Raw genomic sequence first — 14,261 nt, 5'->3', positions numbered from 1 at the left:
GTTTCAACCGACTATCACATTTGATCTGCGCCATGCCCGACCTGAAAACCGACAAAAACCAAGCGATCAACGAGATCAACAACCGGCTGTTCTTTCGTCTGTTTCAGGTGGCCAACACCCTGCACACCAAAGGCACCCAGGCGATTGAGGAATTTGGTGTGACCACGCAACAGTGGTCGGTGCTGGGGGCCTTGTCCCGGCCACAGGTCACCGACGGCATGTCGATTGGTGACCTGTCGCGCTTTTTGCTGGTGAGCCGTCAAAACCTGACCGGCCTGCTGTCGCGCCTGGAACGTGATGGCCTGCTGGAGCGGGCCACCAGCGCGGACGACCGGCGCTCGCGCAAGGTCAAGCTCAGCGCCCAGGGTGAAGCCTTGTGGATCAAGCTGCAAGACCCGATTCACAACTTCTACGACGCGGCCCTGAAAGACCTGTCGTTTGACGACCGGCTGGCGTTTATCCATTACTTCACCAAGCTGCAAAACAACATGTCCAAGCTCTGAGCTAGGCTTCACGTCAGCCGCATGCCCGACTTTTCGCGGGCAATGATCATCTTCATGATGTTGGCGGTGCCATCACCAATTTGCAGGCCCAGCACATCGCGGTAACGTTGCGCAAAAGCGTAGTCGCTGGCATAGCCACCGTGGCCATGGGTCAGCAAACACTGGTGAATGATTTCGCAGGCCAGTTTGGGGCCCCACCATTTGCACATGGCCGCCTCAGCCGTGTGGGGTTTGCCGTTGTCCTTGAGCCACAAGGTGCGCAGGCAGTGCCAGCGTAAGGACTCCAGGTAGGTTTCACTCTCGGCCAGTGGAAAACTCACACCCTGGCGTTCGATGATGGGCTGGCCAAAGGTTTCGCGGCCCTTGGCGTATTCCCATGCTTCGTCCAGCGACGCGCGGGCTACGCCCAGGCATTGCAGTCCAATCAATGCGCGGCTGTAGTCAAAGCCTTGCATCACCTGAATAAAGCCTTTGCCCTCGTCACCCAGCATGTGGTCCGCCGGAACACGCACGTTGTCAAAAAAGATTGAGCCCCGGCCCACAGCGCGGGTACCCACGTCATCAAACGCGGTGCGGGTCAGGCCGGGCAAGTCCATCGGCACCAGAAAGGCGCTGATGCCTTTGGCCCCGTCCTTGTCGGTACCGGTGCGGGCAAACACCACCGCCACATCAGATTGGTCCGCCAGGGAAATGGAGGTTTTCTCGCCGTTGATCACAAAGTGATCACCGTCTCGAACCGCCTTGAGTTTCAGCCGCGCCGCGTCTGACCCGGCGCTGGGCTCGGTCAGGGCAATCGCCACCAGTTTGTCGCCTGCCAAGATGGGTTTGAGCCAGCGCTCTTTCAGGTATTCCTGCGCATGGGTGGCAATGATCTGGCCACAGAGTGAGGTCAGCAGGTTGATGTAAGACATGTTGAAGTCGCCATAAGCGATTTGCTCCAGCAGCAAACCACTGGTGACACAGTCCACGCCAATGCCGCCATAGATTTCGGGCAGCTCTGGGGCCAGGAAACCCATGTCCCCCATGGCCTTGACCATGGTGCGGTCTACACGTCCGCTTTTGTCGCCAGCGCGGTAGGCGGGTGCCAGCTTTTGCTTGGCAAATCGGCGGGCACTGTCAATCAATGCCTGTTGGTCGTCACTGACGCTGAAATCCATTGCAAGTCTCCTTTTGTTCAGATGCAGGAAGTTTATGAACGAATAACAAACAATGTCAATATGATGACGTAAATATTTTCATGAAAATTATTACGACTTTGTTGAAGTGGGTGTTTTTATGATTTCTTATAGGGAAAACACCTAGAACATTCTGAGTAAATTTTTGTCAATCAGGTCTTGCAAAAACTAATTTATAGCAATACATTGCTGGTATTCCGTTTTTTGACATAAAGAATCCAGCACTTCCAGACCGGATTCAAAGACCAGAAGGAGACCCGCTATGCAATTCGATCCCGTCCTGATTTCACCGCGCCAGCAAGCCATGACCCAGGCTGGTTTCTGGCGGCACCAGACCATCAACCACTTCATGGCACAAGCCCTGCAAAATTGCCCGGAGCATGTGGCGGTAGTGGCGCATCGCAGTGATGTGGCCGAGCCTGTACGTTTGACCTACCGCTTGCTGGATCAGAAGGTAGACCGGATTACACGCGGCTTGACGTCGCTGGGGGTGGGCCACAGCGACGTGGTGAGCTGGCAGTTGCCCAACTGGTGGGAATTTATTGCGCTGGCACTGGCTTGTGCACGGATTGGTGCGGTGGCCAATCCGATCATGCCGATTTTTCGCCAGCGCGAACTCAAGTTCATGCTCGACTTTGGTGAATCCAAGGTGTTCATCGTGCCCAAGAGCTACAAAGGTTTTGACTATGAAGCCATGGCCAACGGCATGCGTGGCGATTTGCCATTTCTGCAGCATCTGGTGGTGCTGAATGGCGAAGGAGACAACAGTTTTGAGACCCTGCTGCTGGGTGACGACACCCCGGCCTTCACCGGTACAGGCCTGACAGCGGATGACGTGGTGTTGCTGATGTACACCTCAGGCACCACCGGTGAACCCAAAGGCGTGATGCACAGCTCCAACACCTTGTTTGCCAACTTGCATGCTTTCATCGAAACCTATGGTCTGACGCAAAAAGATGTGATTCTGGGGGCCTCACCCATGGCCCATCTGACCGGGTTTGGTTACCTGGCCATGATTCCGCTGATTTTGAACGCCACCACGGTGCTGCAAGACATCTGGGAGCCGCGCCAGGCCCTTGAATTGATTCGTGAGGAACACATCACCTTCAGCATGGCATCCAGCCCGTTTGTGGCTGACCTGTGTGCGGCCGCTGAAGCAGGCGGGCCGGTGTCCGACCAGTTTGCCAACTTCTGTTGTGCCGGTGCGCCGATTCCGCCGGTGCTGATTGAACGCGCCCGAAAAGTGCTGGGTTTGGCAGTCAGCTCGGCCTGGGGCATGACCGAATGTGGTGCGGTCACCATCACCGAGCCGCATCGCACCAACCAGAAATCCGGCACCACTGACGGGCGACCGGTTGCCGGGATTGAACTGAAAGTGGTGGGTGTGGATGGAGACAGCTTGCCCGTGGGTGAAACCGGCAAGTTATACGCCCGTGGCAGCTCCATGTTTGCCGGATACCTCAAGCGACCCCACCTCAATGCCACCGATGCCGAGGGCTGGTTTGACACCGGTGATCTGGCCTTTCTGGACGCAGAAGGTTATGTGCGCATCAATGGCCGCAGCAAGGACATCATCATCCGCGGTGGCGAGAACATTCCGGTACTCGAAATTGAAAACCTGCTCTACAAACACCCGGCCGTGGCCATGGTGGCCATCGTCGGTTACCCCGATGCACGCCTGGGTGAAAGAGCTTGTGCGTTTGTCACAGTGAAGCCCGGCCACAGCTTTTCCATGGAGGAGATGGGGCGCTACTTGTCAGAAAACCAGGTCACACGCCAGTACCACCCCGAGCGCCTGGAGCTGATGGAAGACCTGCCGAAAACACCCAGTGGCAAGCTCCAGAAGTTCAAGTTGCGTGACAACGCCAAAGCCTTTGGCACCACCGCTTAACCGAGCCTTGATCAAAAACATGAACTTTCGCCTAGGGAAAACACCCCCTCTGACATGCACGATTTGTCCTGAAAGCCGCAGGAATCGTCGCCGCATTTCAGGGGGCAGTCTTCAAAATTTGACGGCATCTGAGACACGCCAGAACACACAGGCCAACCCATGAAGGAGACTCCATTGCACAAAACCAGCCAGCGGGTGGCCATCGTCACCGGCGCAGCCCATGGCATTGGCTGGGCGACCGCGCAGCAACTGGCCGCTGACGGCTACCGGGTGGCCTTGCTTGATCTGCAGGCCGATGCCGTCTCGGCGCGGGCCACCGAGTTGGGCGCGTCCCACCTGGGGCTGGGGTGTGATGTGTCATCAGAACCCAGTGTGGCAACAGCCGTCACCCAAGTCATGGACAGCTGGGGCCGGATTGATGTGCTGGTGAACAACGCAGGCATCGGTGACCAGACCGGCCCCACGGTGACACAAAACGTGGCGGCATTTGACCGGGTGTTGTCGGTGCATCTGCGCGGCACTTTCCTGATGAGCCAGGCGGTTGCCCCAATCATGCTTCAAACCACCCCGCAGGGAAAGTTGGGGCGTGGTGCCATCGTCAACCTGGGCTCGATTGCCAGCCTGACCGGGCTACCCACACGCAACGCCTACAGCGCAGCCAAGGCCGGCATTCTGGGCATGACCCGCGCCATGGCCAGCGAATGGGCCCGTGCCGGTATTCGTGTGAATGCAGTGGCACCCGGTTATGTGCGCACGGAGCTGATCAACAAACTGGAGCGCCAAGGGGCCATCGATGCCCAGGGTATTGCGCACCGCACTCCCATGGGCCGTATGGCCGAGCCCGCCGAAATTGCCGAGGTGATTACTTTCCTGGCCTCCCCCAAAGCCAGCTACATCACCGGAGCCCTGTTGCCGGTGGATGGCGGCTGGACAGCTTTTGGCGGTGTGGCATCTGCATTGAGCCCGCTTGAGGCCGAGGTGAGCGCATGAGCACTTCAAAAAATCACAAGGAAACACATTCATGCTGACCATTAACCTGTTCAACGGCCTGGTTTACGGCGCGTTGCTGATCATCATGTGCTCGGGCCTGGCGCTGATTTACGGCCTGCGCCGGGTGGTGAATTTTGCCCATGGATCTCTTTACATGCTGGGGGCTTACATTGGGTATTCGATTGCCGGCTACAGCAACTTCTGGGTCGCCCTGGTGGCCGCACCGGCCATCATGGCGGTGCTGGGGGTGTTGCTGGACCGTTATGGCTTTCGCCTGCTGCAAGACCGTGACCCCTTGAGTGTGGTGCTGGTCACCTTTGGGCTGCTGCTGGTCATTGAAGACGTGGTGCTCACCGTCTGGGGAAAAAGCAATTTTTCCATGTCAGCCCCTGCAGCGCTGAACACCACCTTGGACTTGCTGGGTACCCCGGTGCCAGCCTACCGGGTGGCAGTGATTGTGGTGGGGGCACTGGTGGCCGTGGGGCTGACCCTGTGGCTGCGCAACTCCAAGATTGGCCTGTTTGTGCGTGCCGCCAGCACCGACCCCACCACCACCGCCATGCAGGGTGTGAACACCGATGTGCTGAGCGCCGGAGTGGTTGGCCTGGGCACGGCTTTGGCGGGTCTGGCAGGGGTGGTGGCCGCACCGTTTTTGTCGCTTTCACCCTCCATGAGCAGTGACGTGATTATTGATTCGTTTGTGGTGGTGGTGATTGGGGGCTTGGGCTCGCTGGCCGGTGCTTTTGTTGCAGCCATGGTGCTGGGCATGATCCAGGCGCTGGGTGCAGTCTATTTGCCCGATGCCGCTGCACTGTTGCCCTTTGGCCTGATGGTCGCCGTGTTGATCTGGAAACCCGCCGGGTTTGCCGGTAGCCGTACATAAAAGGGGCTCAACATGTCTTTTCAACGACTCAGTCTCACCACCCTCATCGCCCTGGCCATGGGTGTGGCCGTCACATGGGCAGCCAGCACCAACCTGCTGGCGCTGCTGACCCAGGCCGTGATCTATGCGGTATTTGCCATTGGCGTAGGGGTGCTGCTGCGGCAAAACGGCATGGTCAGTTTTGGTCATGCGCTGTTCTTCGGTTTTTCCGGCTATGTGGTTGGCATCTTGCTGCAAACCAAAGCCATGCCCGCCGAGCTGGCGATTCTGGCCACGCTGCTGGCCACCACCTTGATGGCGTTTGTCATGGGCCTGGTGATTGTGCGGGTGCCCGGTGTAGCCTTTGGCATGCTGACGCTGGCCATCGGGCAAATGTTTTTTCTGACCGCCTCACGTTCACGCGGTCTCACCGGCGGGGCCGATGGCATGAGCATCGAGTGGCCTGCCAGCTTGTTTGGTGTCGCCCAGTCGCAACTGCTCAAGCCCGGCACGATGTTCCTGATCTGCTGGGTCACCCTGGTGCTGGTGCTGGTGCTGTTGACATTGCTGCTGCGCACCCGCTTTGGCAGCATCACCGAGGCGGTGCGTGACAACGAAGAACGGGCCCGCTTCATTGGTATCCGCACCTTGGTGCCCCGCGCTACGGTCTATGCCCTGTCTGCCGCAGTGACCGCTGTGGCCGGGTTGCTGTCGGCACTCAACACCGGCTTTGTGTCACCGGAAAACCTGCACTGGAGCCTTTCTGGTGTGGCGTTGATGATGGTGGTGGTGGGCGGGCACAAGGTGTTGTGGGGACCCGCAGTGGGTGCTGTGGTCTATTTTCTGGCCAAGGACATTCTGGGCAGTTATGCCAACCACTGGATGGCGATCTTTGGCATCGCCTTGATCACCGTCATTGTGTTTGCCCCTTCGGGCATTGCCGGAACCTTGGCCAAATGGCTTCGCGGGCAAGGCGCACCGGGGCCGCTGAGCAAAACATTGGGGCATTGAATGAGCACATCTGAAAACAAACTGGTATTGGAGGCGCACGACGTGGCCATCCACTACGGCGGGGTCAAGGCGGTGGACGGTGTGTCACTGTCGCTCCAAAAAGGGCAGATTCACGGCCTGATTGGCCCCAACGGTGCAGGCAAGTCCACCGTGATTGATGCCATCACCGGGCGCAGGCGTTTGACCCGTGGAAAAGTATCACTGGCAGGTGTCGATGTCACCCACCTGGGGCCGACCGAGCGCAGGCAACGGGGTTTGTCACGCAGTTTTCAGCGCACCAGTATTTTTGAGCAGATGCTGGTGCGCCAGCAGGTTGAGCTGGCTTCCTACAAGATGGGGGTGGCTGACCCGGGCGCTGATGCCGATGCCATTTTGCAAGAGCTGGACTTGATGAACCTGTCGCATGCGGTGGCGGCCGACCTGGGCTATGGCGAACAACGCCGCCTGGATCTGGCCCTGGCGCTGGTCGGACGGCCTTCGGTGTTGCTGCTGGATGAACCGATGGCAGGCCTGTCGGTGCAGGAATCGCATGATCTTGCCAAACACCTGCAAGCCCTGACCTCGCGCTGGGATGTGTCGGTGCTGCTGGTGGAACACGACATGGATGTGGTGTTTGGTATTTCCAACGTGGTCACCGTGTTTGAGCTGGGCCGCGTGATCGCCAGTGGTGAGCCTGCGGTGGTGCGCGCCGACCCACGAGTACGAACCGCCTACCTGGGGAGCGCAGCATGACCGCCTTGCTGAAACTGGACAAAGTCAACGCGTTTTATGGCGCAGCCCACATCCTGTATGACCTGGATCTGACCGTCAACGCCGGTGAGCGGGTGGCCCTGATCGGGCGCAATGGGGTGGGCAAAACCACGGTGGTCAACACCATTCTGGGTTTGGCCACATTACGTGGAGGGCAGATTCACCTGGGCGCTTATGCCTTGCCAAAACCACGCACCTACATGGCGGCACAACACGGCGTGGTGGTAGTGCCGCAAGGGCGGCGTATTGTGGCCAACCTCTCGGTCGAAGAAAACCTGCTGCTGGGTGCGGCAACCGGCCGCAAAGGCCCGTGGACAGTGCCTCAAATCTACAAGCTGTTCCCCATTTTGCAAGAGCGTGCCCATACCCCTGGCACAGCGCTCTCGGGCGGGCAGCAGCAAATGCTGGCGGTTGGGCGTGCCCTGATGGCCAACCCGTCGCTGATTCTGCTTGATGAGCCCACCGAAGGTCTGGCCCCGGTGATCGTTGATCAACTGGCCGAAATTTTCAACAAGGTGGCAGACCAGGGCACGGCCCTGCTGCTGATTGAGCAAAACATGAGCCTGGTGGTGCGTGTGGCACACCGGTATTGCGCCATGGCCAAAGGAGCGGTGGTGGCGCAAGGCGCAGTGGAAAACACCCGCGAGAGCCTGCTCAACCTTGAAAACCATGTGATGGTTTGACCTGATTTTTTCGAAGGTAACGGCACCCGGACCGTATCCGGTTTATTCAATTTTTCTGGAGACAACAACATGTTCAAAATGAAACCCCTGCAACGCGCCCTGGTGGCCCTGACCCTCACTGCAACCCTGCCGCTGGCCGCACTGGCCCAGGGCAAGGAGCCGGTCAAAGTGGGCCTGGTGTCCTCCAAATCTGGCGTGTTTGCCGAACAAGGTGGTGAAGTCATCAATGCCATCAAGTTTGCGGTGGAAGAAGCCAATGCCAAGGGTGGTGTCGATGGCCGCAAGGTCGAGCTGTCCGAAGCGGACGACGAGAGCACACCCGATGCGGGCCGCCGTGTCGCCGAAAAACTGGCCCGTGACGGCTACAACCTGCTGATTGGTGCAGTGCCCTCCTCCATCTCGCTGGCCATCATCCAGAACCTGGACCGCTGGGATGCCGCCTATTTTGTGCAGGCCTCCAAGTCTGACAAGATCACCACCGACAGCTGCAAGGCACGTGGCATTCGCACCAACCACTCTGATGCCATGGACATCGCCATGATCAAGGAGTGGGCCAAGACCCTCAAGGGCAATACTTTTGCCACCCTGGGTGCAGACTATGTCTGGGGCCGTGACTCGGCCGAATCGTTCAAGAAGGCGGTGGAATCCCAAGGCAAAAAAGTACCGTTGAGCCTGTATGTGCCGATGGGCACCAAGGACTTTTCGCCTTACATCGCCCAGCTCAAGGCCGCCAATGTGGACGCGATCTGGGTGGCCGAGGTGGGGCGTGATGCGATTGCCTTCATGAAACAGGCGCAGGAGTTTGGCCTGGTGCCCAAAACCCCGCTGCTGACTCACGCCATGCTGTCCAACTTCATGATCAACGCCGTGGGTGCGGCCTACGAAGGTGTACCGGGTAACCTGGGCTACTCGCCCGATCTGGACAACCCGCGCAACAAGGACTTTGTCAAATCCTTCAAGGCCAAGTTCAACCGCCTGCCGACCGACGTGGAAGGCCAGGCCTACAACGGCATCCAGGTCATGTTTGAAGGTGTCAAGCTGGCCAAGAGTGTCAAGCCTGAAGACGTGGTCAAGGCCTTGCGCAACAACGTCACCCTCGACACCATCTACGGCAAGGTAGCCTTGCGTGCCGCCGACAACCAGCTGGTGCTGCCCAACTACGTGGGCCGGGTCAAGAAGGTGGACGGCGGCTTGCGCCAGGTGGTGGAGCAGACTTTTGATGCCAGCCTGACCCCACCCGCATCCCCCTTGTGCAAGATGTAACTTAAGTTGTTGTTGAACTCGCGTCCTCCCGCATGGGAGGGCGCATCACATTGAGAATTTCACGGAGTATTTCAAATGAAGGTTTTGGTCGCAGTTAAGCGTGTGGTGGACTACAACGTGAAAATCCGCGTCAAGTCGGACAACACGGGTGTAGACACCGCCAACGTCAAAATGAGCATGAACCCGTTTGACGAAATCGCCATCGAAGAAGCCGTGCGCCTGAAAGAAAAAGGTGTGGCCACCGAGATCATCGCCGTCTCCTGCGGCATCACCCAATGCCAGGAAACCCTGCGCACCGCTATGGCCATTGGTGCGGATCGTGCCATCCTGGTGGAAAGTAACGAAGACCTGCAACCCCTGGCGGTGGCCAAGCTGCTCAAAGCACTGGCGGACAAGGAACAACTCGGCCTGATCATCCTGGGCAAACAAGCCATTGACGACGACTGCAACCAGACTGGCCAAATGCTCGCCGCTCTGGCTGACCTGCCCCAGGCCACCTTTGCCAGCAAGGTCGAAGTGGTGGACGGCAAACTCATCGCCTCCCGCGAAGTTGACGGTGGCAGCGAAAAACTCAGCCTCAGCCTGCCCGCGGTCATCACCGCTGACCTGCGCCTGAACGAGCCCCGCTACGTCACCCTGCCCAACATCATGAAGGCCAAGAAAAAGCCGCTGGAAGTGGTCAAGCCGGAAGACCTGGGTGTCGATGTCGCCCCCCGCATCAAAACCCTCAAAGTCACCGAGCCGCCCAAGCGCAGTGCCGGCATCAAAGTGCCTGATGTCGCCACCCTCGTTGCCAAACTGAAAACTGAAGCCAAGGTGATCTAAATGACCCATCTCGCAAATATTCTTGTTGTGGCCGAACACGACAACGCCAGCCTCAAGGCTGCCACCCTCAACACCGTGACCGCAGCCAGCCAATGTGGCGGTGACGTGCATGTGCTGGTAGCCGGCCACAACGCAGCAGCAGCTGCTGCCGCAGCGGCCCAGATTGCCGGTGTCAGCAAAGTCCTGCACATCGAAGCCGACACCCTGGCCCACGGCCTGGCAGAAAACCTGACTGCCCAGATTGTTGCCCTGGCCACTGGCTACAGCCACCTGCTGTTTGCGGCCACCCCTGCTGGTAAAAACGTCGCCCCACGCGTGGCGGCCAAACTCAATGTGGCACAAATCTCTGACATCGCACGCGTCATCAGCGCCGACACCTTTGAGCGCCCGATCTACGCCGGTAACGCCATCGCCACCGTACAAAGCCTCGATGCCATCAAAGTGATCACCGTGCGCGGCACAGGTTTTGATGCTGCAGCGCAATCTGCACAAGCGCAAGCAGCTATTGAAACTGTAGCTGCTGTGGCTGTGCCCGGAAGCACCACTTACCTGGGCAGCGAAATTGCCAAGAATGACCGCCCGGAACTGACCGAAGCCAAGATCATCGTCAGCGGTGGCCGGGCCATGGGCTCACAAGAGAAGTTTGCCGAAGTGTTGACCCCCTTGGCCGACATGCTCGGTGCGGCCATTGGAGCCAGCCGTGCGGCGGTGGATGCAGGCTACGCTGCCAATGACCTGCAAGTGGGCCAGACCGGCAAGATCGTCGCGCCCCAGCTCTACATTGCCGCAGGCATCAGCGGTGCGATTCAGCACCTGGCCGGTATGAAAGACAGCAAGGTCATCGTGGCCATCAACAAAGACCCCGAAGCCCCGATCTTCAGCGTGGCGGACTATGGGCTGGAGGCTGATCTGTTTGTGGCTGTGCCTGAACTGGTGGCCGCGCTTTAACTTTCCAACACCCGTCCCAAGCCGATTTTTTGATGCTGGCCGCCAGTCAAAGGCGGCTTCTCTGGAATACCCACCATGTATGAACTCCACGGCACGATTGCCGTCATCACGCTGAACAACCCACCCGTGAACAGCCTGAGTGCGGCCTTGCGCCAACACATTGCCGCCGCCGTGCGCCAAGCCGAATTGGACCCTGCCGTGACAGGCCTGGTGCTGATCGGCCATACCAAAGCGTTTTCTGCCGGGGCCGATGTCACCGAATTTGGAACACCCTTGCAATTGGCTGAGCCGATGCTTGGCCAGTTGTTGGCGCACATCGAAGCCTGCCCAAAACCGGTGGTAGCCGCCCTGAGTGGGGTGGCGCTGGGGGGTGGGCTGGAGCTGGCCCTGGCCTGCCATGGCCGTGTGGCGCTGGAGACGGCCAGATTAGGCCTGCCGGAAATCAACCTGGGGCTGATCCCAGGCGCAGGCGGCACACAGCGTTTGCCACGCCTGGCAGGCCTCAGCACCGCGCTGGCCATGATCCAAAGCGGCGCACCACAAACCGGCAAACAATTGGCCGAGTCTGGTTTGCTTGACCAAGTGGTGGCGGAAGATCTGTTACCGGCGGCCCTGCAGCGAGCCGCTGAACTGGCCCGTCTGGGTGCGCCTTTTCCCCAGGCGCGTGAGCGTTCTCTTGATCCGGTGCTGGTACAGAAATTTGTCAGTGAACAACAAGACAAGCTCACCCCGCGCCAACGCCTGCAAAGCGCCTACACCGCCCAGCTCGAAGCCTTGAGCGCCGCCGCCAGTGACTGGCCAGAGGGCTTGCGCCGTGAACGTGAGCTGTTTTTGCAGTTGCAGTCCAGCAGCCAGTCTCAAGCACTGCGGTACCAGTTTTTTGCCGAACGCGAAGCCGGCAAGTTACCCGTGGTCTGGCAGGCGGAGCCACGTGCTGTCCACACCGTGGCCATCATTGGCGCAGGCACCATGGGCGCGGGTATTGCCATTTGTGCGCTGAATGCCGGTTTACGGGTGATCTTGCTGGAGCAGGACGATGCCGCCTTGCAGCGCGGCCAGCAGCGTGTGACCGAGCATTACCAAAGCCGTGTCCAGGCCGGAAAAATGAAGGCGACTGTGGCCGCTGCCGCAGAAGCCCGCCTGGTCCCCAGCACAGACTGGACGCAGCTGGTCCAGGCGGATCTGGTGATCGAGGCGGTGTTTGAAGACCTGGCCGTCAAACAAGAGGTGTTCAAAAAAATCGATGCCCACGCCCGCCCCGGTGCGGTGCTGGCCACCAATACCTCGTACCTGGACGTGGATGCCATTGCCCACATGACCCAGCGCCCGGCCGATGTGCTGGGGCTGCACTTTTTCAGCCCGGCCAATGTCATGAAACTGCTGGAGGTGGTGCGTGGCACCCATACGGCGGCAGACGTGTTGGCCACCGGCATGGCCTTGGGCAAGACTCTGAAAAAACTGCCGGTGCTGACCGGTAATGCGTTTGGTTTTATTGGCAACCGCATCTACAACGCTTACCGCAAGCAGTGTGAATTCATGCTGGAAGACGGGGCCTGGCCCGAAGAGGTGGACAGCGCGTTACAAGCCTTTGGTTTGGCCATGGGGCCGTTTGCCGTGGCCGACTTGTCCGGGCTGGACATTGCCTGGCGCATGCGCAAGGCACAGGCCGCCAGCCGTGACCCGCGTGAGCGCTACGTGGCCATCCTCGACCAACTGTGTGAGCAGGGTCGGCTGGGACGCAAAACCGGCGCGGGTTATTACAGCTACAGCGCGGGCAGGCAGGTCAAAACCACCGATGCCGTGGTGCGCGACATCATTACCCAGGCCTCCACACAACGCGGCATCACCCGGCACACCCTCACGGCCACCGACATCCAGCGCCGTGCCTTGCTGGCCATGGTCAATGATGCGGCACTGCTGCTGGCCGAAGGGGTGGCCAGCCGTGCCAGTGACATCGACGTGGTGCTGGCCCAGGGCTATGGATTTCCGCGCTGGGAAGGTGGCCCGGTGTTCTGGGCCCGCCAGCAAGACCGCGCCGCACTGGAACAAGACCTGCACACCATGGCCGCCCAGTCGGGGCACGGCTTCAAGGTGGCCGATTTGTCCGTGCTGCTTGACTGAACACTTCTTTTGAAAGACAAGCTCCATGAACCACGCTTTTATCTGTGATGCCATTCGCACCCCCATTGGCCGCTACGGCGGCGCTTTGAGCAGTGTGCGCACCGACGACCTGGGGGCGATTCCCCTCAAAGCCCTGATGGCCCGCAACCCCCAGGTGGATTGGGCAGCAGTCACCGATGTGCTCTACGGCTGCGCCAACCAGGCCGGTGAAGACAACCGCAATGTGGCCCGTATGGTGAGTTTGCTGGCGGGTTTGCCGGTGGAAGTGCCGGGGGCCACCCTGAACCGCCTGTGTGGCTCTGGTTTGGATGCAGTTGGCACGGCAGCCCGCGCCATCAAAGCCGGAGAAGCTACTTTAATGATAGCTGGCGGGGTGGAGAGCATGAGCCGGGCCCCGTTTGTCATGCCCAAGGCAGAGAGTGCCTTTGGCCGCAACAACGCGGTGTACGACTCCACCATTGGCTGGCGCTTTGTCAACAAGCTGATGAAAGAGCGTTATGGCGTGGACAGCATGCCTGAGACCGCTGAAAACGTGGCACTTGAATTCGGCATTGAGCGCGAAGCCCAAGACCGCATGGCGCTGACCAGCCAGCAGCGTGCGGTGTCGGCGCAACAAGCCGGCCACCTGGCACGGGAGATCACCGCGGTCAGCATTGCACAGAAAAAAGGCGAGGCGCTGATGGTGGACAAAGACGAGCACCCGCGTGAAACCTCGCTGGAAGCCCTGGCCAAACTCAAAGGTGTGGTGCGCCCGGATGGCAGCGTGACCGCCGGTAATGCCAGTGGTGTGAACGACGGTGCCTGCGCCCTGCTGCTGGCCGATGAAACCAGCGCCGCCAAAAACGGGCTGACCCCCAGGGCCCGCGTGGTCGGCATGGCCACGGCGGGTGTGGCCCCGCGCATCATGGGTATTGGCCCGGCACCGGCCACCCAAAAGCTGCTGGCCCAGACCAGCCTGAGCCTGGCGCAGATGGATGTGATTGAGCTCAACGAAGCCTTTGCCGCCCAAGGGCTTGCCGTGCTGCGCCTGCTGGGTTTACCTGATGACGACGAGCGGGTCAACGCCTGGGGTGGCGCGATTGCGCTGGGGCATCCGCTGGGGGCATCGGGCGCGCGGCTGGCCACCACGGCGGTCAACCGCTTACACGCCACCGGTGGCCGTTATGCGCTGTGCACCATGTGTATTGGTGTTGGGCAAGGCATTGCCGTGATTCTGGAGCGTGTTTGATTCACTATTAA

Annotated in this window: 13 protein-coding genes; 12 read left to right on the top strand and 1 reads right to left on the bottom strand. The window is 59.6% G+C overall.

Going from position 1 to position 14,261, the window contains the following annotated elements; all coding sequences use genetic code 11:
• The first annotated feature begins 32 nt into the window (after positions 1-32).
• The gene (locus LDN84_RS21190; RefSeq protein WP_223905670.1) at positions 33-503 is read left to right on the top strand and encodes a MarR family winged helix-turn-helix transcriptional regulator; all 471 of its coding nucleotides are present in this window, start codon (positions 33-35) and stop codon (positions 501-503) included.
• Positions 504-511: 8 nt separating this feature from the next.
• Here the strand turns inward: LDN84_RS21190 and aliB are convergent, their stop codons facing one another.
• On the bottom strand, positions 512-1,660 hold the full coding sequence (gene aliB / locus LDN84_RS21185; protein WP_223905668.1) for a cyclohexanecarboxyl-CoA dehydrogenase: 1,149 nt from the start codon (positions 1,658-1,660) through the stop codon (positions 512-514).
• A gap of 280 nt (positions 1,661-1,940) precedes the next feature.
• Between aliB and aliA the strand changes: the two genes are divergently transcribed.
• From aliA to pcaF, 11 genes are all read left to right on the top strand, one after another.
• Positions 1,941-3,569: a cyclohexanecarboxylate-CoA ligase gene (aliA, locus tag LDN84_RS21180; RefSeq protein ID WP_223905667.1), complete on the top strand. Its 1,629-nt coding sequence runs from the start codon at positions 1,941-1,943 to the stop codon at positions 3,567-3,569.
• Between the two features lie 159 nt (positions 3,570-3,728).
• Positions 3,729-4,559: an SDR family NAD(P)-dependent oxidoreductase gene (locus LDN84_RS21175; RefSeq protein ID WP_223905666.1), complete on the top strand. Its 831-nt coding sequence runs from the start codon at positions 3,729-3,731 to the stop codon at positions 4,557-4,559.
• Positions 4,560-4,590: 31 nt separating this feature from the next.
• Positions 4,591-5,442 carry a branched-chain amino acid ABC transporter permease gene (locus tag LDN84_RS21170; protein ID WP_223905664.1) on the top strand — a complete coding sequence of 284 codons (852 nt, stop codon included), beginning with the start codon at positions 4,591-4,593 and terminating at the stop codon, positions 5,440-5,442.
• 12 nt (positions 5,443-5,454) lie between these two features.
• Complete coding sequence (locus LDN84_RS21165; protein WP_223905662.1) at positions 5,455-6,432, top strand: branched-chain amino acid ABC transporter permease; 978 nt, start codon at positions 5,455-5,457, stop codon at positions 6,430-6,432.
• The gene (locus tag LDN84_RS21160; protein ID WP_223905660.1) at positions 6,433-7,164 is read left to right on the top strand and encodes an ABC transporter ATP-binding protein; all 732 of its coding nucleotides are present in this window, start codon (positions 6,433-6,435) and stop codon (positions 7,162-7,164) included.
• Positions 7,161-7,865 (top strand): ABC transporter ATP-binding protein, encoded by a 705-nt coding sequence (locus LDN84_RS21155; protein WP_223905658.1) that lies wholly within the window; start codon positions 7,161-7,163, stop codon positions 7,863-7,865. The genes LDN84_RS21160 and LDN84_RS21155 overlap by 4 nt, the downstream gene beginning before the upstream one ends.
• A 69-nt stretch (positions 7,866-7,934) precedes the next feature.
• Positions 7,935-9,128: an ABC transporter substrate-binding protein gene (locus LDN84_RS21150; RefSeq protein ID WP_223905656.1), complete on the top strand. Its 1,194-nt coding sequence runs from the start codon at positions 7,935-7,937 to the stop codon at positions 9,126-9,128.
• A gap of 75 nt (positions 9,129-9,203) precedes the next feature.
• Positions 9,204-9,953 carry an electron transfer flavoprotein subunit beta/FixA family protein gene (locus tag LDN84_RS21145; RefSeq protein ID WP_223905654.1) on the top strand — a complete coding sequence of 250 codons (750 nt, stop codon included), beginning with the start codon at positions 9,204-9,206 and terminating at the stop codon, positions 9,951-9,953.
• The gene (locus LDN84_RS21140) at positions 9,954-10,901 is read left to right on the top strand and encodes an electron transfer flavoprotein subunit alpha/FixB family protein (protein WP_223905652.1); all 948 of its coding nucleotides are present in this window, start codon (positions 9,954-9,956) and stop codon (positions 10,899-10,901) included.
• A gap of 75 nt (positions 10,902-10,976) precedes the next feature.
• Entirely contained in the window at positions 10,977-13,022 is a 2,046-nt protein-coding gene (locus tag LDN84_RS21135; RefSeq protein ID WP_223905650.1) for a 3-hydroxyacyl-CoA dehydrogenase NAD-binding domain-containing protein, read from the top strand.
• 25 nt (positions 13,023-13,047) lie between these two features.
• Positions 13,048-14,250, top strand: coding sequence for a 3-oxoadipyl-CoA thiolase (gene pcaF, locus LDN84_RS21130; RefSeq protein WP_223905648.1), 1,203 nt, complete (start codon positions 13,048-13,050; stop codon positions 14,248-14,250).
• The last annotated feature ends 11 nt before the right edge of the window (positions 14,251-14,261 follow it).

The organism is Rhodoferax lithotrophicus (assembly GCF_019973615.1).
GTDB classification, from domain to species: Bacteria; Pseudomonadota; Gammaproteobacteria; order Burkholderiales; family Burkholderiaceae_C; genus Rhodoferax; species Rhodoferax lithotrophicus.
Note: the sequence above shows the minus strand (reverse complement) of the source record. Positions and strands in the feature narration are given on the sequence as shown.